Annotated in this window: 15 protein-coding genes and 2 tRNA genes; 12 read left to right on the top strand and 5 right to left on the bottom strand. The window is 65.6% G+C overall.

The features are described from left to right. The first annotated feature begins 308 nt into the window (after positions 1-308). Together D3I60_RS05570 and D3I60_RS05565 are read left to right on the top strand one after the other, a co-directional pair. Positions 309-1,640, top strand: a complete 1,332-nt coding sequence (locus D3I60_RS05570) for a glutaminase (protein WP_262775160.1) — start codon at positions 309-311, stop codon at positions 1,638-1,640. A gap of 207 nt (positions 1,641-1,847) precedes the next feature. Next, positions 1,848-2,663 carry a siderophore-interacting protein gene (locus tag D3I60_RS05565; protein ID WP_262775159.1) on the top strand — a complete coding sequence of 272 codons (816 nt, stop codon included), beginning with the start codon at positions 1,848-1,850 and terminating at the stop codon, positions 2,661-2,663. Between the two features lie 158 nt (positions 2,664-2,821). On the opposite strand, the gene D3I60_RS05560 is transcribed toward D3I60_RS05565, so the two are convergent. From D3I60_RS05560 to D3I60_RS05545, 4 genes are all read right to left on the bottom strand, one after another. Further along, complete coding sequence (locus D3I60_RS05560) at positions 2,822-5,128, bottom strand: MSCRAMM family adhesin SdrC (RefSeq protein ID WP_262775158.1); 2,307 nt, start codon at positions 5,126-5,128, stop codon at positions 2,822-2,824. Between the two features lie 205 nt (positions 5,129-5,333). Next, positions 5,334-6,251, bottom strand: a complete 918-nt coding sequence (locus tag D3I60_RS05555; protein ID WP_262775157.1) for a dihydrodipicolinate synthase family protein — start codon at positions 6,249-6,251, stop codon at positions 5,334-5,336. A 108-nt stretch (positions 6,252-6,359) separates the two neighbouring features. After that, positions 6,360-7,205: a PfkB family carbohydrate kinase gene (locus tag D3I60_RS05550; RefSeq protein ID WP_262775156.1), complete on the bottom strand. Its 846-nt coding sequence runs from the start codon at positions 7,203-7,205 to the stop codon at positions 6,360-6,362. Positions 7,206-7,316: 111 nt separating this feature from the next. Continuing rightward, a tRNA-His gene (locus tag D3I60_RS05545) sits at positions 7,317-7,389 on the bottom strand. A 227-nt stretch (positions 7,390-7,616) separates the two neighbouring features. Here D3I60_RS05545 and D3I60_RS05540 point away from each other — a divergent pair. The 6 genes from D3I60_RS05540 to D3I60_RS05515 all read left to right on the top strand — a co-directional run bounded on the left by D3I60_RS05540 (position 7,617) and on the right by D3I60_RS05515 (position 12,730). Then, a complete protein-coding gene (locus D3I60_RS05540; RefSeq protein ID WP_262775155.1) occupies positions 7,617-9,314 on the top strand; it encodes a hypothetical protein in 1,698 nt (565 codons plus the stop codon). 189 nt (positions 9,315-9,503) lie between these two features. Beyond that, positions 9,504-11,030: a hypothetical protein gene (locus tag D3I60_RS05535; RefSeq protein ID WP_262775154.1), complete on the top strand. Its 1,527-nt coding sequence runs from the start codon at positions 9,504-9,506 to the stop codon at positions 11,028-11,030. Positions 11,031-11,036: 6 nt separating this feature from the next. Next, positions 11,037-11,759, top strand: a complete 723-nt coding sequence (locus D3I60_RS05530; RefSeq protein ID WP_262775153.1) for an ASCH domain-containing protein — start codon at positions 11,037-11,039, stop codon at positions 11,757-11,759. Positions 11,760-11,855: 96 nt separating this feature from the next. After that, entirely contained in the window at positions 11,856-12,140 is a 285-nt protein-coding gene (locus tag D3I60_RS05525) for a DUF3618 domain-containing protein (protein ID WP_262775152.1), read from the top strand. Beyond that, entirely contained in the window at positions 12,133-12,453 is a 321-nt protein-coding gene (locus D3I60_RS05520; protein ID WP_039209700.1) for a GroES family chaperonin, read from the top strand. Before D3I60_RS05525 ends, D3I60_RS05520 begins: the two co-directional genes overlap by 8 nt. Before the next feature lie 204 nt (positions 12,454-12,657). Further along, positions 12,658-12,730: transfer RNA gene (locus D3I60_RS05515), tRNA-Lys, on the top strand. 244 nt (positions 12,731-12,974) lie between these two features. Here D3I60_RS05515 and D3I60_RS05510 read toward each other — a convergent pair. After that, entirely contained in the window at positions 12,975-13,613 is a 639-nt protein-coding gene (locus D3I60_RS05510) for a GntR family transcriptional regulator (protein ID WP_262775151.1), read from the bottom strand. Between the two features lie 205 nt (positions 13,614-13,818). On the opposite strand from D3I60_RS05510, the gene D3I60_RS05505 reads away from it, so the two are divergent. The 4 genes from D3I60_RS05505 to D3I60_RS05490 are packed head-to-tail and all read left to right on the top strand — an operon-like array spanning position 13,819 to position 18,477. Further along, complete coding sequence (locus D3I60_RS05505; protein WP_262775150.1) at positions 13,819-15,123, top strand: NRAMP family divalent metal transporter; 1,305 nt, start codon at positions 13,819-13,821, stop codon at positions 15,121-15,123. Between the two features lie 2 nt (positions 15,124-15,125). Then, positions 15,126-15,911, top strand: coding sequence for a LamB/YcsF family protein (locus tag D3I60_RS05500; RefSeq protein ID WP_262775149.1), 786 nt, complete (start codon positions 15,126-15,128; stop codon positions 15,909-15,911). Beyond that, entirely contained in the window at positions 15,908-16,726 is an 819-nt protein-coding gene (locus tag D3I60_RS05495; RefSeq protein ID WP_262775148.1) for a putative hydro-lyase, read from the top strand. The genes D3I60_RS05500 and D3I60_RS05495 overlap by 4 nt, the downstream gene beginning before the upstream one ends. Beyond that, positions 16,723-18,477 carry an urea amidolyase family protein gene (locus D3I60_RS05490; protein WP_262775147.1) on the top strand — a complete coding sequence of 585 codons (1,755 nt, stop codon included), beginning with the start codon at positions 16,723-16,725 and terminating at the stop codon, positions 18,475-18,477. Before D3I60_RS05495 ends, D3I60_RS05490 begins: the two co-directional genes overlap by 4 nt. Positions 18,478-18,479 lie beyond the last annotated feature (2 nt).

Here is an 18,479-nt window from a genome sequence, read left to right as displayed (position 1 = left end):
CCGATGACGGCGACTGTGAACGCGATGCCGATGAGGAGGAGCAGCTTGGGGGCGGGTCATGACTTCACACTATGGCCGGGTCCCGTCACAGGAGCTGCACGTTCGGTACCAGACCTGGAACATCCGCCGGGTGCGGCGCTGAGACTGTGCCGCTGAATACGTCATCGAAGTTCCGCCGCACCGGCCCCATTCGGCCGAACCGGTGGCTCTGCTGCCGACGAACGGCAGCGGGCGGAGGAGTGTGTGAGAATGGCAGTCTGCGTCAAGCTACGCTGTGCCCACCGACCACGACTGCAGCAGGAGGTGCTTTGCGATCGCCTATCCCGGATTTCCTCGATGAGACGCTCGACCGATTCCGACCGGATCGGTCCGGCGAGAATGCGGACTACATCCCGGACCTCGCTGCAGCGGATCCGGAGAAGCTCGCGATCTGCATCTCCACCCTCGACGGCGTCGAATACACCTCCGGCGATGCCGACAACGAATTCTCGATCCAGTCGATGTCTAAGCCCTTCATCTACGGCCTCGCCCTCGAACAGGAGGGCCTGGCCGGGGTCCTCGAGAAGGTCGGCGTCGAACCCAGCGGTGAGAAGTTCAACGAGCTCTCCCTGGACAAGAAGTCGGGCCGGCCGCTCAATCCGATGATCAACGCCGGAGCCATGACCATCCACTCTCTGCTCGGCGATCCCGGTGCAAGCTTGGCCGAACGCACGGAGATCGTGCGCGCCGGGCTCTCCCGCTTCGCCGGCCGAGAGCTGTCGATCGACGAATCGGTGGCCGACGGCGAATGGCGGGAGGCCTACCGCAACGTCGCCATTGCTAACATGCTCCGGTCCTACGACATCTTCTACGACGACCCCGACGAGGTGGTCCGCGGCTATATCGAACAGTGCGCGATCACCGTCACCGTCAAAGACCTCGCCATCATGGCCGCCACCCTGGCCGGAGGCGGCCACAACCCTCTGACCGGCGAACAGGTGCTCTCTCCCAGGGTCAATCGGCAGGTGCTCGCCGTCATGATGACCTGCGGCATGTACGACGCGGCCGGCGACTGGATGACAGAGATCGGGATTCCCGCCAAGAGCGGCGTCTCCGGCGGTGTCTTCGGTGTCATGCCCGGTCAGGTCGGCATCGCCACGTTCTCTCCGCGACTGGACAGGCACGGCACGAGCGTCCGGGGAGCGAAGATCTTCCAGGACCTCTCAGATCGGCTGAGCCTGCACATCATGGATGCGCCGGAACCGGCCCGCTCGATCATCCGCCGCGACCGACGCTTCGTCGACGCCGAGGGCAAGATGGTCCGCATCTGCAGCCTGCAGGGACTCATCCAGTGGAGCGGTTCGGAGAACGTCCTGCGCACGATGGACGAACCCGGCTCCACCACGAACACCTTCGTCCTCGACCTGCGCCGTGTCAACGAGATCAACTCCATCGCCCGGAGCATGCTCACCGAGGCGCTGTCACGAATGAAGGACGACGCGATCCGCGTGGTCCTGCTTGACCCCGACGACATGATGCAGTGCAAAGGACCGAACTCCGCGCTTCCAGGCGTGCAGATCCTCGATTCGCTCAAATCGGTCAAAGGACTCAAACGCATCCGCGACGATCGTCGCCGGGAGATGGCCGACCGCTCCAACTGACGGCAGCGATGGGCCGGTCCCACCGGCGGGAGCAATGGGGGCCGATCCGCGCGGCGGGAGGCGTAGAATCCGTCCGCTGGAATCAGGAACCGGCCGCCCATGGGGGTTTGATAAGGTGAGCCTTACTGAACCCCTGCGCCGAGGCGGCTTCGCACTCCGGAGTCGACTGTGAGCTTCCAGGGGCACCCCGTTTGAGAAAGGCCGCCTGTGACGACCGCACCCAACTCCCCCGAACGCACCGCACGGCCCGTCCGCCGGCAGGCTGTTCTCACTGTCCTCGAGACGACCGAAGTCAGCCCGCACCTGGTGCGGATCCGCCTCGGCGGGGACTCCTTCGACAACATCGATTCGAACGACGCGACCGACAAGTACGTCAAGCTCCTCTTCGCCGACCCGGCACATAAGCTCGTCCCACCCTACGATCTGACGGAGCTGCGCGAGAAGTCCCCCGAGAAGCTGCCGAGTCGCCGTACATACACGGTGCGAGAGATCGACTTGGACGAGAAGTGGCTGAGCATCGATTTCGTCATCCACGACGATGACGGCATCGCCGGCCCCTGGGCGAAGAACGCGAAACCGGGAGACACGCTGGTCCTCTCCGGCGCGGGCGGAAAATACGCCCCCGCCGACGCCGACTGGCACCTGCTCATCGCCGACCATTCCGCGATCCCCGCGGTGAGTTCGGCCATCGAGGCCATGCCCACCGAAGCCACCGGGGTCGTCCTGGCCTATGTCGCCGACGACGCCGATCGCGTTCTGCCCGAGGCGCCGGAAGGCGTCGAGGTGAGATGGGTGGACTCGGACGAGGAGCTCATTGCCGCAGTTGAGGGGCTCGAGTGGCGCGCTGGCACTCCGCAGGTCTTCGCTCACGGCGAGCGCGAGAAGATCAAGGCGATCCGCAAGATCCTCAAGGACCGCGAAGTGCCGCGGGAGTCACTGTCGATCTCCGCCTACTGGGCACGCGGCCGCGCCGAGGATCAGTTCCAGGCCGAGAAGCGCGAGCCGATCGGCCAGATCGACTGATCTCCCTGCCTGGCCACACCGACCGCTCATGTTGCCGTCGACCGCTCGAGTCAGCGTCGGCGCCGCCGCTGACCGCTCGAGTTGCCGTCGACAGCCCACGGCACAGGGCGAGCGGTCGGCGGTGAGCTAAGCGGTCGGCGGTCGCGTGCGACTGGATGTCAGCTGCGGCGGCGGGCGAGGAAGAAGGCCGCCGTGCCGAGAGCGATGAGGCCGACAGCGATGCCGCCGAGGATGAGGTACTGACCGAGGTCGGCACCGGTGCGCGGCAGCGAGTCACCGTCGGCGTCGTTGGAAGCTGCGGAACCGTCTGCACTCGAGCCAGCATCGGAGGCAGTGTCAGTGCTGGCGGTCGAGCCGGCTGCCGGGTCGCTGCTGCCCTGAGAGTCCGCCCCGGCACCATTCGAGTCTGCATTCGAGCCGGTATTCGCAGCGGCTGCGGAGTCGCTGCCAGCGCCGGTATTCGAGCCGCTGTCCGACTCCGCCCCGTCAGCAACCGCACCGTCAGCAGCCGGGTTCGCTTCGCTGCCGGAATCTGATTCGCTGCCCGCGTCGGCCCGAGCGCTGTCGTTCGCACCAACCTCGGAGTCGGACTCGCTGCCGGCCGCGTCGACCTGAGCATCCTCGTTCGCGTTGTCGTCGGCACCCGCGTTGTCGTCTGCGCCGGCGTCCTGATCAGTGCCGGCGTTCTCATCGACCCCAGCATCCTCGTCAGTCCCGGCGTTCTCATCGTCGCCGTCGTCTCCACCGTTCGCGAGATCGGCCACCGAGCAGAGGCTCGTCGTTCCCGAGACCTCATTGCCGACGACGAGCGCGGCCTCACCCGTCGGCGACTCATCGACTCCGAGGAACGTAATGCCCTCCGGCCCGAGGTCTCCAGCGCTCGCGAGCAGCGCAGCAGGATCCAAGGCATCTTCGACCTCGTCCTCGACGGAGACCGAGAAGTCCCGATTGTTGAAGTAGGTCGCGAACTTCGGGACGCCCGGGTCGCTGAGGTCGAAGGCCGCGATTCCGCCGATGCGTTCGAAGCCGACGAACGCGTAGGTCGTCTCCCCCACCTCGCCGATAGTCAGCGCCTCGGGCTCTGGGCCCTTGTCGTCGCTGCGTCCTTCGAGGTTCGACTCGGAATGGTTGGAATTGAAGAATTCGGGCACCGCCTCGGCGGTCAGCTTCTCGAACTCGTCCCCGGAATCGGCGACGAGCTTCCCGTCGGTGGTCCACACGGAGAATGAGCGGGCGCCGAAAGCCACGAGCTCCTCGTAGCAGTCGCCGGCGTCGTTCAGACCCAGATCGGTGATGATGTTAAGCCGTCCGAGGTCCGCGTCGCCGAGTTTGTCAGCCAGCGGCGAGGTCTCGCACACCGGTGCGAGGCCGTCCTCGCCGAGGTCCTTGACCCTGGCCGCATCGACGAAGTCGCCCCACTCACGGGAGTCGCCCTCGTTCGCGGTCACGAGGTAATCGGTGCCGCCGGAGGTGAACGTCGAGATCGTATCGGGCATATAGGCGCCCTTGAGCCCCTCGTATTCCGTGATGTTCACGGTCGGAGCATCCTCGGGATCCCGGTCGGACGCATCGAGCCCGTTGCCGGCCTGGCCATGATCTTTGAGACCCAATGGGAGGATCTCCTCGACCGACGCCGAGGCGATATCGACGACCGCGATCGCGTTCGCCTCCTGCAGGGTCGCGTGGGCCTTGTCCCCGGCGACAGTGATGTACTCGGGTTCGAGATTGCGCGAGATCGGCAGGTCCTCTTCTGGTGTGGGTCCGAAGATCCGCACATCCTCGGGCAGGGTCTTCGCTCCGCCGTCCTCGAACTCGTGGAAGTCCGCGGTGTGTACGTCCGAGTCCGACGGCGCGGCCACCTCGGCGGGGAGGTCGATGACGGACACCGACCCTTGCGGATCGGTCGAGAAATCATCGGCCGGTTCGCCCTCGTTCGCGACCAGGGCATGGCTGCCGTCCGGAGTGACGGTGACCATGTCGGGCAGGGGCCCGACCGGAACCTCGCCGAGGATGTCCGTCTCGGGGTCGTTCGCGTCGAAGAACATCACGGTTCCCGGTTGCGTCTTGTAGTCGTCCTCGAGGGCGATGACGCCGAGGCCGTCCTCGCGGATGGAGATCGAGTTCGCGACCCCGGTGCCGGTGATCTCGGAGACCTTCTGCGGGTTGGTCGGGTCGGAGGCGTCGATGACGTCTACGGTGGCCGCCTGGGCGTTGACGGTGAAGACCGTGTCGCCGTGGACGGCGGTGATCTCGGCGGCGGATTCGTCGAACTGTCCGGTTTCGTGAGATCCGAGGAAGCCCATCTCAATCTGCGCGTCCGAAGCCGAGGAGCTGATCGGATCATCCACTTCTGCGGCGTGAGCGGTGCTCGTGCCTGGCGCCGTGCCGCCGACGGTGAAACCGGTGGCCAACAGGAGGGCGGCCGCAGAGGCCGTGAGCGTCTTCGCGGACAGAGGGATCGTCATCGGTTCTCCGGGATCGATTGGGCGTCGCGGGCCGACTGAACCCGCAAACACCTATTCATAGGCACCCGGAATGGACCGGTTCCGAACCGCAGATGGACGGATGGTGAACACACTCAGCGACTGCTTCAGTTAACGTCGACCGCTCACGTTATACGGTGAACGCTCGGCGCTGAGGCGAGCGGTCGGTGACGTCGCCAGGGAAAACTCAGCCGAGATCGAGGTTGTCGGCCACCTCGGCAACCTTGCGCTTCGCTGCCGCATCGAGGTCACGCACCGGCAGAGGCAGGGTGTCTGCACCCACGAGCCCGAGATGTTCGGCGATGGCGGCGGTCACGCGCAGGCTTCCGCCGAATTCGGTGAACAGATCCCACAGCGGCTGCAGCTCGGCCGAGAGTTCGCGGGCGAGCTGCGCATTGCCGAGTTCCGCGGCCCGCGTGATCTCGAGCATCGGCTCGGGGATGGTGCCGCCGACTGCCGTGTACCAGGCATCACAGCCGGCGTTGAGGCCCTCTGCACCATGGGCATCGCCTGAGATGCCGATCGTCACCTCGCTGCCGATGGCCGCACGGATCTCGCCGATGCGCTCGTCCCATCCGGCGGGCGAGGCAGGTGCTCCGGGGATCTTGATCGAGGCCACACCGTCGAGCCCGGCCAGACGTGAGTAGAGCTCGGTGGTGAACGTGAAGTGCGTGGTGCCGGGATTGTCGTAGACGACTACGGGCAGATCGGTGGACTCGGTGACCGTGCGGAAGAGTGCGAACACCTCATCCTCGGTCAGCGGCTGATAGCTCACCGGTGCCAGCAGCAGTCCCTGCGCTCCGGCAGCTTCGGCGGAGGCGACATTGGCCAGAACGTCTCTCGTCCGCAGTGCACCGACTCCGATGAAGACGGGGATGTCCAGGGCGGATTCGACGCTCAGCTGCGCCACCCGGACGCGTTCGTCGGTGTCGAGGTAAGCGTACGAACCGGTCGATCCGAGCGTCGTGATCGAGTCGACTCCGGCAAGGACGAGACGTTCGATGAGCCCGACGAAGGCATCCTCGTCGAGGGAATCATCTTTCAGCGGGGTCAGCGGAAAGGCACTCAGCCCGGTGAACAGGGACGGGGCGGGGGTGTTCGTCAATGATCCTCCTCTGGTGGACGTGGGCCACCGATGGCGCGAACCTCGGGTAGCGGCGACGAGACTCGTGTGGCAGCAGCGGAAGGTTCCGCTTGCTTTCAGTCTGCCAGGTCAGTCGAGAGTAGGCAGGTACATCTCGAACCGATCGAACTCCGGTTGCGCCGAGGCGACTTCCACGGCCGCCGCACCGACCGCGTTGGCCGCCCGCAGTGCGCGCTCCGGTTCGAGTCCGCAGGTCAGGCCGATGGTGAGGGCCGCGCAGTAGGCGTCTCCGGCACCGACGGTGCTCACGGGACTCGCGGGGACCGCCTCGGCGAAGGCGATCTGCTCACCTCTCTGCAGCAGTGCCGACCCTTCCGCCCCGTAGGTGACGGCCACGAGTTTCGCGGTCTGCAGCTGCGGCAGCTGAGAGTACTCGTATTCGTTGACGATGATGAGGTCGGCACGGTCGACCACCTCGGCGGGCAAAGGAAGGGCGGGAGCCGCATTGACGGCGAGGAATCCGGGCACATGGTTCACGAGCTCGACGATGAGATCGAGGGAGATCTCGAGTTGGGTGAGCACGGCCTCGTCGGCCCGGAATTCGATTCCGTCGAGGCTGACCTCGGCATTCGCGCCCTCGCACACGGCGATCTGATTCTCACCGTCGGCGTCGACCATGATGAGCGCGGTCCCGGTCTCGGCGGTCGCCTCGGCGATGTCACTGGTATTGACCCCGGCGGCGCGGAGGGCAGTGAGCATCGCCTGGCCATCGGAGTCAGGGCCGACCGCGCCGATCATGCGGGTCCGCGCACCGAGGCGGGCGGCCGCGGCGGCCTGGTTCGCACCCTTTCCGCCGGGCAATCGGGACAGCCGGCCGCCTCCCACGGTCTCACCGGCGGCGGGAAGTCGGGAGGTGGTGGCGGTGATGTCGGCGTTGATGCTGCCGACGACTGCCAGGGAACAGTCGATGGTCATGGCCCCATTATCGGCGATCGAGGTCGAACCGGTGCCGATCGCCGATCAGGGGTGGGGGCATGAAAGAAGCCCCGTGATCCGTTCGTACGGATCACGGGGCCTCCCGATCGGGGTGAGTAACGGGACTTGAACCCGCGACATCCGCGACCACAACGCGGCGCTCTACCAGCTGAGCTATACCCACCACATGCGCTGCACCCGAAGGCGCAGACAGCAAGATACATCTTAACCGCACCCTCTTGACCCGGGCAAACCAGAACCGCCCCTGAACCCCAATGAGACGCAGATCTCATTACATGCAACGATTCAATAGCGATCTATAACGGTTTCGGAAAACTGGTAGGTGCGGTCCTCGACATTCATTAGTATTGACTCGGCCCTGTCCTCGATCACTGTCAAGGAACCCCGTACATGCCTCGTGCGTTGATCTCCGTCTCCGATGACGGGTTCACCTACACCACCCTCAACGGGGCGACGAGTCGCTATTCGGATACCGGGCAGGCCATCACTTACCTCGGCGACTACGCCAAGGAGACCGCGACTGCCCTGACCGTGACGATCGACGACGGTACTAAGAAGACCGAGATCGGCATCGACGAGACCGGCAGAGTCGGGGCGGCCACCACACCGGCAACCAGCGCCGAGGCGGCCGCCGACGAATCGTCCGACGCGTCGTCCACGGATGGTGCGGTTTCATCCGCGGAGGCTTCGAGTGCATCAGGGGACGGATCAGCCGAGTCGGCCGGGCATCCGGAGCATGCCGACCAGAGCCCGAACGCCCAGTCCGCGGGCGGGCAGAATGGCTTCGCAGCCCAGGACGATTCCTCGGGTGCGAACGGTGAGAGCTACCCGATGGGCACACCGTTCTCGGGGCCGGCCGCACCGGCAGCGCCGACGGTGAAGAAGACGCCGGTGCGAAAGCGGTCGGCTCGCAACCGGCCGCAGCGGCTGAAGAAGATCACCATTCCGGGGCTCGTGCTCATCGGCCTGGCGATCCTCATGATCGGCGCGTTCGTCGTTCCCAACATCGTCCCCGTCGACTCCCCCGATACCCCGCAGACGATCGGTTCGGAACAGCAGCTCAACCCCGCATCCGAACTCTCTGTCGACAAGACCCGGGACATCGTGCCCAGCTATGACAATTCGCCTGCCTGGGAAGCCGAGGTCCCCAAACGTGCCTCGGTGACGGCTTCCGATCGCGGCGTCCTGCTCGTCAATGACAACCGCCTCGAAGTCCTTGACGTCGACACCGGAAAGACTCGGTACAAGGCGAAGATCGACGAGTCACCGACCTTCGCCGTCGACACCGTCATCGACGGCCGGCCGGCCCTGCTGTGGCAGTCGGGCAACACCGCCGAGGCGCTCTTCGACGGAGAGTCGAAACCGAAGACCTACCAGCTGCCGGACAATGCGCGCATCACCTCGGCCGGCACGAGCGTGCTCATCAAATCGGGCAACAAGCTCTCGACCTTCGGCGCCGATGGACTGGAAAATGTGCCCACACCGCAGGCCGGTTCGACGCCGATGGCCATTGACGACGATGAGATCTTCAGCTCGGACTGGAACGGTCCGGTCAAGGCGAAGAACATCAAGACCGGCGACGAACGCAGCATCAAGCTCGAAAGCCCCGGCGACGAGCTGAAGATCATCGACTGGATCTCGGCCGGCCACGGCAAGGCGATCACCCTGTGGGGCGAGCAGGGCGCCTCCACGAACTCCGGCCACAGGATCCAGCTCGTCGTCCACTCCCTCGAAGACGGATCGATCCTGTCGACCGTGACGACGACCACCGACATCGTCGGCGAGAAATCGTGGGTGCGCGGACAGGCCGGAGAGCGCGCCTATATCGGGCCATATCTCTTCGACCTGGAGTCGGGTCTGCTGCTGATGGACGTCTCCAGCCGCGACATCCATCTCTCCGAACCGCGCGGGTCGATCGTGCCCTGCACGATGGACACGAACACCTCGTGCCTGCTCGCCGGCAAACAGGCATTCAAGACGGATACCGATCTGCTGGCGGTCGTCGATGACGGTGACGAGGCCCTCGTCCTCGGCGATGACTCGACCGTTCGGGCATATCCGAAGAAGTCCGACACGCAGGATCGCTGAGTTCCGGCACGGGCGCTGCCCACCGGCTGTCAGCGTCGGACTGCCACCCGAGCACGGGTCCTGCGCCACGGCGAAACACGCCTATGGCTTTAACACATCTGGTGAAGACATTAAGATAGTGCCCGATGTGTCTGAACGTCATGTCCCCTTGATCCAATGAAGTCGGAATCCCCACCGCGAAGGAACGTAGTGCCAGTCTCACACAGGTTCAGCCGCAGAGCCGCCGCAATCGGCGCTGCGCTTGCCTTGGCAGCACTGCCGATCTCGGCGACGTTCACCCCTGCAGTCGCACAGCCGAGCCCCACTCCCACGGCCGAGGCCGAGTCGATGGCCGGAGCGGATGCATCCGCCGGAGCCGATTCCGGCGATGACGCGGATTCGAGCGGAACCGACACCGGCGGCTCAGATTCCGATCCCACCCCGCCCCCGGACCAAGAGGGTGACAAGGCCTGCAAGGACCAGGAATGGGCCTCGGACGAACCATGCGAGATCGAGGGTGAGCTCACCGCCGAGTGGACGGAGGACGGCCATCAGCTCTCCGTTCCAGCGAACGATCAGGAAAAAGGTGCCGGCACCCTGCCGAACAGCTGGGTCGGAAAGTCCTTCCAAGCTCCGGAACAGACAATGAAACGCATTCCGGCACAGTCGGCCGCTGCCGATTTTGCTGATTCGGACACAAATGTTTCGGACACCGACGACAGTGGACAATCCGTTGCCGAAGCCACCGCAGATGCAGCACCTTCGCAGTATCACTTCAACGACCACGGTCAGATCGTTGCCGACGGCCAGACCGAACCGATGGATTTCGAAGAGTTCGCTCCCGACGGCCCGGACCCCAAGTGGACGTTTGAGGTTGAGGAGGTCGACGGCAAGAACCAGATCGTCGTCACCGACGGACAACCCTACCCGGACGGCGAGGGGGCCGAAGCCTCTGCCGACTCGGACGGCTCGACGAAGGACGGGGCTTCGTCCGGTGCAGACAGTGGGACATCGGACAGCGGTCCCACCCCGACGGCTGACGGGTCGACCACGTCGGACGGCTCCACCACCGACAGCGACACGAGCGGGGACACCTCCGCCGGCAAGGACGGGTCGTCCGCCGACAGCGAAACCTCTGACGACAGCACCACCTCGACCGATGGGTCCACCTCATCGGATTCGGGATCGAAGGACCGCGCGAATACCTCGGGCGACAAGGACTCCGACGGCAGAGAATCTGACGCCGACTCCGGTTCAGGCTCCGACGGCACGCGCGGCAGCGATTCCGACAGCTCCGGCTCCGGCTCGGCTTCCGGCGACGATGACAAGAAGGATTCGGACAAGGACGGTTCCGGCTCGACGATCGGCGCCGCTGATGCCGACGGCACCACTCCGGATCCATCGAACGGCAACGGCACCCCCGATGACGAACGCGAGACCATCCCCGGCAATGCCGGTGATGAATGGCTGCCCGGGGATGACGAGGGCACCGATACCCCCGACTATTCGGACCCTGTGCCTCGCAACCCCGACGAGCCTGCGCCCAAAGACGATACGGACCTCATCACGGGTGGCGATCGGCCATCCCCGCGCAATCAGAATCCGGCGACCTCGTTCGGCGAATCCATCATCTCCACGATCGTCAGCTCCTGGCCCATCTTCGTCCTCGCCGCCTCAGGTATGGCCGCGGTCGGGTTTATCATCTACCTCATGGGACGCCGCGGAAAACAGGAGTGAGGCAACGTGGACCTCTTCGACTCCGAACTGCGCGTCATCGCGGCCGCCGAGGAGCTCGTGCACGGTCTGGGCTCCGATGAGAACCACACCGTCGCCGCAGCCGCGATGGACACCACCGGTCGCATCCACACCGGCGTCAACGTCTGCCACTTCACCGGCGGCCCCTGCGCGGAGCTCGTCGTGATCGGCGTCGCCGCAGCCGCGCACGCCGGACCCCTGGTCACGATCGCTGCGGCCGGCGACCAAGACCGCGGTCTGCTGGCCCCCTGCGGACGCTGCCGTCAGGTCATCCTCGACCTCCATCCCGATGCGCTCGTCGCCGTTCCGGACGTCACCACGAGCGAGCCGTCGATCGCCCCGATCTCCTCCCTGCTCCCCCAAGCCTATCGGCATCCGGATTCCGCTCCCGAGCGGCTGCTGAGGTTCCACGCTCGCTATTTCGACACGGTGAGAAATGGGTCGAAGACGTTGACGGTGCGGTGGAGCGAAGGCCACCGCACGGGTCCGGCTCTGGCGTACTTCGAGAACACCGAACATGGCACCCTCCCCGTTGAGGTCGCCTCGGTGACGGTGAAGCGACTCGATGCACTGCGGCCCGAGGATCTCGACCTCACCCGCCCGGGTGGACTCGAGCAGTACATCGGCAACCTCCGTGACCACTACCCGGCCATGCCCGCGGACGCGAATGTCGAGATCCTAAGATTCCGTCGAACCGCGGCCGATATCTGACACTCGCAGTGCCCAGCCGCTAAGCTGGACAGCGAAGCACTGTGACACAAGGTCACAGACGCAGCAAAGCATTCTCGACCGGGAGGACTCGACCCGATGACTGACAACGTCTACACCTCAGATGTGACTGTCGACCAGGCGACAACCGCACAGCTCGCGGAGTCGATCCGACTGCGTGAGGAGCGCATCGCCGAGAACATCGACGAGCTTGTCGGCCGCATCCACCCGAAGGTGCTGGCGACGCGCGCTGTCAACAAGGCGAAGTCCCAGGTCGTCGAGGAGGACGGCTCCCCCAAGCCCGAGATCATCGCACTCGGTGCCGGTGCCGTCCTCGGTGTGGCCGCCCTCATCGTCGGACTCTCCGGTCGCAAGCGTGGCTGATGCCGCACTTCCGATCCGGATGCTCCATGACCGGATCCTGCTCGAACCCAGCGCGGAAGCCGGGGAACGCAAATCCTCGGCGGGCATCGTCATTCCCGCCACCGCCAGCATGGGCAGGCGACTCGTGTGGGGCAAGGTCGTGGCGGCGGGCCCGCACGTGCGGCAGGCCAACCTCGGCGACACCGTCCTCTACGATCCCGAGGAACTCGCCGAGGTGGAGCTCGAGGGACGCGCTTATGTGCTCTTGCGCGAACGCGACGTCCACGCGATCTCCGAGCCGGCCGAACAGTCGAGTTCCGGAATGTATCTCTGAGGAGCCGTCGGGCGTCGGGGGCGAATCCGGCGCTGCGGACGGACTCTTGACCAGCGGGTTCCGGGTCGCAGGAATCGCCGGCATAGGGACTCTGACCTGGGGCTTGCGACCTTCATCACAAAACTGAATATGAGCCGATCTCGGTTTGCATGATCGGTCGACACCTGAGTAGTATTAATTCTCGTTGCACAGCATGTGCGGCAAGCACCTCTAGCTCAATTGGCAGAGCAACTGACTCTTAATCAGTGGGTTCCGGGTTCAAGTCCCGGGGGGTGCACAGCACAGAGAGAGCCGCTTTCGACTTCGGTCGGGAGCGGTTCTTTCGCATTCCCCCTTGCCGGCTCGCTGTTTCGGCTCACCTTGTTCTCAAGTCATCTGGTTCCTCCCTGTGCAATCCAGAACAGGGTGTACCAGATCAATGGTTTGGACCTGTTGCGGCGGCGTCTTGGTCGGGAACGACTCGCGGGCTCCGGTCAGAGGCAGGACGAGCGGCTCTCGGCCCAGGCCAGTCCGAGTACGGCTCAGTCCTGGCCGGCGCGGGCGTAGGCGCCGAGCACCTGGCGTTCGGAGTCACCGAGGTAGGCGCCGAGGAGCGTCGCTGCGGCCGCCGGACCGTCCGTGCGGTAGACATCGATGACCTCCTGATTGCGGCCGATGAACGGCGCATGGAGGAAATCGAGGACCTCGACCTTGAGGAACGCCAATCGCAGCTCGGCGAGCACATTGGAGAACGACTGCATCAGCCTCCTGCTGTCCGAGAGCGAGACGACGGCGTTGTGGAACTCCATATTCGCCGTTCCGACCTCCAGCCAGTTCTCCTCAGCCGCGAACTTCTCGGCGGCATCGACGGCCGCCTCCATCCGGACTGCGTTCGGGTGATTGCGCGGTGCGTGTTCGAGCACCGAGCACTCGACATGATGACGCACCCGGTAGATGTCGACGACATCGGCTGTGCTCGGTGACGCCACGGAGACGCCTCGGTGCGGGATGTGGGTGACCAAGCCCTGCTCCCCGAGGACTCGAAACGCCTCACGCAGAGTGTTGCGCGAGACATCGAACTCCTTTGCCAGCGCGGTTTCGGACAGCCGCTCGCCGGGGCGCAGCTCTCCGGCGATGAGGCGGTCAGTGAGCCTGTTGACCAGGGACGAATCGTGATTCACCTCTCCATCCTACTGAAACAGCGCCCCGATATCCCACTGGTCCGTCCACAATCTACCGAAGGAAATGTGAGCCTCGTCTATCTTTGTTCAACAATGAGTGCTAGATTGTTTACCACTTCACGTGCGCCAGGACACAGACACCGTTGTCCTCACCCATCGGCACTCGCGAAGGAACCACTGACCATCCACACAGTCGGAGACTCCCATGTCACACGCACCGGAATCCCAACCGCCGGAATCCGCCTCATCGGACGCAACCACGTCGGGGCTCGGCAACGCCACGAGTGAGATCGGGTCCAAGATCAGCCGCAGCGCAATCATCGGCGCCATCTTCCTCATGGCCACCTCGGCGATCGGTCCGGGCTTCATCACCCAGACCGCCACGTTCACGGCGCAGATGGGTGCGGCCTTCGCCTTCGCGATCTTCGCGTCGATCCTCATCGATATCGCCATCCAGCTCAATATCTGGCGGATGGTGACCTCCTCGGGCAAACGCGCGGCCCAACTGGCCTCCTCGGCGGTACCGGGATCGGGCATCCTCCTGTCCGTCCTCATCGTCGTCGGCGGCTTGGCCTTCAACATCGGCAATATCGCCGGCGGCGGCCTCGGTCTCAATGCTCTGCTCGGCATCGACCCGAAGCTCGGCGGACTGCTCACCGGCGTCCTGGCGATCGGCATCTTCCTGTTCAAACGCGCAGGAAAGGTCGTCGACGCCGTCGTCCTCGTCCTCGGCGTCGGGATGATCATCCTCACCTGCATCGTCGCCATCGTCTCGACCCCGCCGGTCGGTGAGGCGCTCAGACAGTCGATCGCGCCCGACACCATCAACTTCGCCACCGTGACCACGATCGTCGGCGGCACCGTCGGCGGCTACATCACCTACTCGGGTGCCCACCGCTACCTCGACTCGGGCAAGACCGGCCCGGAGAATGCCGGTTCGGTCATGCGCTCGGCGCTGTCGGGAATCCTCGTCACCGGCGTCATGCGCTACGTCCTCTTCCTCGCCATCCTCGGCGTCGTTGCCTCCGGCGTCGCTCTCGACCTCGACTCGAGCGTGGCCAACCCCGCCGGTCAGGCCTTCGCCGCAGTCCTCGGCGATGCGGGAATGCGCATCTTCGGCGCGATCTTCTGGGCCGCGGCTCTGAGTTCGGTCATCGGCGCCGCCTACACCTCGGCGACGTTCCTCTCGGAGTTCTCCAAACGCCTCGAAGGCGGCTGGCCGCTGCAGCTGGCGACCGTGGCCTTCATCGTCGTCTCGCTCGTCGTCTACCTCGTCCTCGGCACCGCCCCGGCCACACTGCTCGTCTTCGTCGGCGGCTTCAACGGCCTCATCCTGCCGATCGGTCTGACGATCTTCATGTACATCGGCTGGTTCAGGCCGCGCCTGCTGCGCACTGATTCGTACCCGAAGTGGTTGCTCATCATCGGCACCGCGGCAACACTGGTCACGTGGTACACGGCCACACAGTCCATCGGCCCCATCTTCGCAATGATCGGAATCGGAGGGTGACATTGTCTGTCAACAGCGAACTGAGAATCGACCTCAACTCTGACCTCGGGGAGAACGTGCCCGACCGTGTCGTCAGCGACGATGCGGCCATGCTCGGCCTCGTCACCAGCGCCAACGTCTCCTGCGGATTCCACGCCGGCAATCCCGAGGGCATCCGCACCACCGTCGACGCCGCCACGAAGGGCGGAGTCATCATCGGGGCCCACCCCGGATACGACGACTACGAGGGCTTCGGCCGCCGCGCCCTCGACGTGCCCGCCGCCACCCTGCAGGCCCAGGTCGAATACCAGATCGGCGCGCTCATCGGCCTGACCACTGCCGTCGGCGGAACCGTCGCCTACGTCAAACCCCACGGCGGTCTCTACAACGCGATCGTCCACGATGAGGCGCAGGCGAAGGTCGTCGTCGACGCGATCACAGCCATCGACGACTCGTTGGTCTTCCTCGGACTCGCCGGCAGCGTGGCCAACCGCGTCGCCGCCGACGCCGGGCTGACCGTTGCCGCCGAGGCCTTCGCCGACCGGTCCTACAACCCCGACGGTTCCCTGGTCTCCCGGTCGGAACCGAACGCTGTCCTCCACGACCCCGAAGCCGTGGCCGCGCGTGTCCTCCGCCTCGTCCAGACCGGACAGGTCGAAGCCGTCGACGGCACCCTCGTCGACGTCGACGCGCAGTCCATCTGCTTCCACGGCGACAGCCAGGGATCCATCGACATGGCCCGGGCGGCCCGTGACCTCCTCGAATCCGAAGGCGTCACGATCGCCGCCTTCGCCGGAGCCGGACGATGAACGCTGCCACCCCCACCAGCACATCTGCCATGGACACGATGCGGGCTGCGGGTGCGGAAGCCCGCGCACGCATCCGGGCAGGATTCGACGGTCCCACCTCGGGGATGGCACCGGGACTCGTCCAGGCGAACCTTATCTCCGTCCCCGCGGACTGGGCCTTCGACGTCCTCCTCTTCACCCAGCGCAACCCGAAGCCTTGCCCGGTCGTCGACGTCCTCGAACCCGGACAGCTGGCATCCGCACTCGCCCCGGGCAGCGATATCCGAACGGACATTCCCGGATACCGGATCTGGGAGAACGGCGCCCTGACCCACGAGGTCACCGACGCCACCGAGGCGTGGGAGCAGCATCCGGACCTCGTGTCCTTCCTCATCGGCTGCTCGTTCACCTTCGAAAACGGCCTGACCGAAGCGGGCGTCCCGATCCGCCACCAGGAGGCCGGTCGCAACGTGCCGATGTACCGCACGTCGACGGCCTGCCGTCCGGCCGGCCGGATCAGCGGGGACATGGTCGTGTCGATGCGCCCGATCCCGGCCTCCCAGGTCGCCGAGGCAGTGCGCATCACCGACCGCTTCCCCGCCGTCCACGGTGCACCGATCCACATCGGCGATCCCTCCCAGATCGGCATCGATGACCTCGGCGCCCCGGATTTCGGTGATACTCCGGCCATCGAAGACGGCGACATTCCCGTCTTCTGGGCCTGCGGAGTCACTCCGCAGGCAGCCATCCAGGCATCGGGAGTTCCCTTCGCGATTACGCACTCACCTGGGAAGATGTTCATCACTGACGAACCGGAAGACACCTACCGCCAATGACCTCGACTCAGCTGGCCGACTCCCTGACCTTCCACACCGCCTCCAGGCGCCACCTCCTCGTCGAATGCGCGGACCTGGGCGCGACGATGTCGTTGCACCACAGCCTCGAAGCCGCCGATCTGCCCGGCGTCACCGAACTCATCCCCGCCGCCCGCACAGTGCTGATCAGTTTTGATCCCGCACGCACGAACGCCGAGATCCTCGCCGAGGCAGTGCGCGGGCTCGGTCACACCGAGTCGGCCTCGGATACGGCCCGTGAGGTGACGATCGATGTCCACTATGACGGGGACGACCTCGCTGAGGTGGCCGACCTCCTCTCCGTCTCCCCCGCCGAGGTGGTCAACCGCCACCAGGCCGCGACCTGGCAGGTCGCGTTCGCCGGGTTCGCCCCCGGCTTCGGCTACCTCGCCGGCGACGACGAACTCTTCAACGTTCCCCGCCGCTCGTCCCCACGCACGCGAGTGCCAGTGGGGTCGGTGGCTCTGGCCGGCGAGTTCACCGGCGTCTACCCTCGCTCCTCCCCCGGCGGCTGGCAGCTCATCGGACGCACCGATGCGAAGCTGTGGGACCTGAACCGGGAACCACCGGCCCTGTTCGTACCCGGCACGATCGTGAAATTCGCCGAGGCGGGGCGCGAGACTGTAGAGGTCGCGAGCTCGAGTGCGGAGTCGGGTTCGTCAGGTGCGACAGGTGCGTCAGGTGCGGCAGGTTCGGCAGGTTCGGCAGGTTCGGCGTCGGATTCTGCGGTGGATTCAGCAGCGGAATCGGCATCCGACTCGACGGCAGCGGCTTCCCATTACCTCGAAGTGCTGCGTCCCGGGCTGCAGCTGCTCGTCCAGGATCTCGGGCGGCCCGGTTTCGCTTCGATGGGAGTCTCCGCCGCCGGTGCCGCCGACCGCACCGCGTTGACCACAGCCAACCGTCTTGTCGGAAACGCCGAAAGCGCTGCCGGGCTGGAGAGCTTCGGGGGCGCAGTGCTCCTGCGCTTCACAGGTGACGGCGTCGCCGCTGTCACCGGGGCCACCGGAACGATCACAGTGACCGCTGCCGATGGCACGGTCCTCACGCCCCGCCTCGACGAGGCCTTTGCCCTGTCCGACGGGGACGAGCTCGAGCTCGGACCAACCGAGCGCGGAGTCCGGCGCTACCTCGCCGTGCGCGGTGGAATCGCTGTCGAGACGGCTCTCGGCAGCAGCTCCGCCGACACCCTGGCCGGGCTCGGTCCGACCGCTGTGGGCAAAGGCACCACGGTGGGTGTGCACGATCCGCGGACGGCGCCCCACCTCGTCGATCCCAATCCCATGCAGCCAAGGGATCTTCCGCAGGCGAGTGAGACGGTGACGCTGAGCGTGACGCTGGGACCGCGTGAGGATTGGTTCACCGAGGCCGGGATCGAGACTCTGCTGTCACAGGAGTGGACAGTCACCCACGAATCCGACCGGGTCGGGCTGCGACTGAACGGTGAGGTTCCACTCGAACGTGCCCGCACGGGCGAGCTGCCCAGCGAAGGCGCAGTCACCGGTGCCCTGCAGGTTCCGCCGAACGGTCAGCCGGTGCTCTTCGGGCCCGACCATCCGCTCACCGGCGGCTATCCGATCATCGCCAGCGTCGACGATCTCGACCTCGCCGCGCAGCTGCCTCCCGGCGTGAAGCTGCGCTTCACCACCTCTGCCCGACCGACGCCGAACGCCCACCCGGCCGAGGCGTCCAGCACCGCAGCAGGACCCCGCACCAACGAGAACGAAGGCTGAAC

It is taken from the genome of Brevibacterium permense, from assembly GCF_025506275.1.
Classification (GTDB): Bacteria; Actinomycetota; Actinomycetes; order Actinomycetales; family Brevibacteriaceae; genus Brevibacterium; species Brevibacterium permense_A.
This window is presented reverse-complemented; position numbering and strand designations above follow the sequence as displayed.

Coding starts and splice junctions, on each gene's coding strand:
- D3I60_RS05505 (WP_262775150.1), top strand. CDS start 13,819: ATGTCACACGCACCGGAATCCCAACCGCCGGAATCCGCCTCATCGGAC.
- D3I60_RS05560 (WP_262775158.1), bottom strand. CDS start 5,128: ATGACGATCCCTCTGTCCGCGAAGACGCTCACGGCCTCTGCGGCCGCC.
- D3I60_RS05550 (WP_262775156.1), bottom strand. CDS start 7,205: ATGACCATCGACTGTTCCCTGGCAGTCGTCGGCAGCATCAACGCCGAC.
- D3I60_RS05490 (WP_262775147.1), top strand. CDS start 16,723: ATGACCTCGACTCAGCTGGCCGACTCCCTGACCTTCCACACCGCCTCC.
- D3I60_RS05525 (WP_262775152.1), top strand. CDS start 11,856: ATGACTGACAACGTCTACACCTCAGATGTGACTGTCGACCAGGCGACA.
- D3I60_RS05540 (WP_262775155.1), top strand. CDS start 7,617: ATGCCTCGTGCGTTGATCTCCGTCTCCGATGACGGGTTCACCTACACC.
- D3I60_RS05495 (WP_262775148.1), top strand. CDS start 15,908: ATGAACGCTGCCACCCCCACCAGCACATCTGCCATGGACACGATGCGG.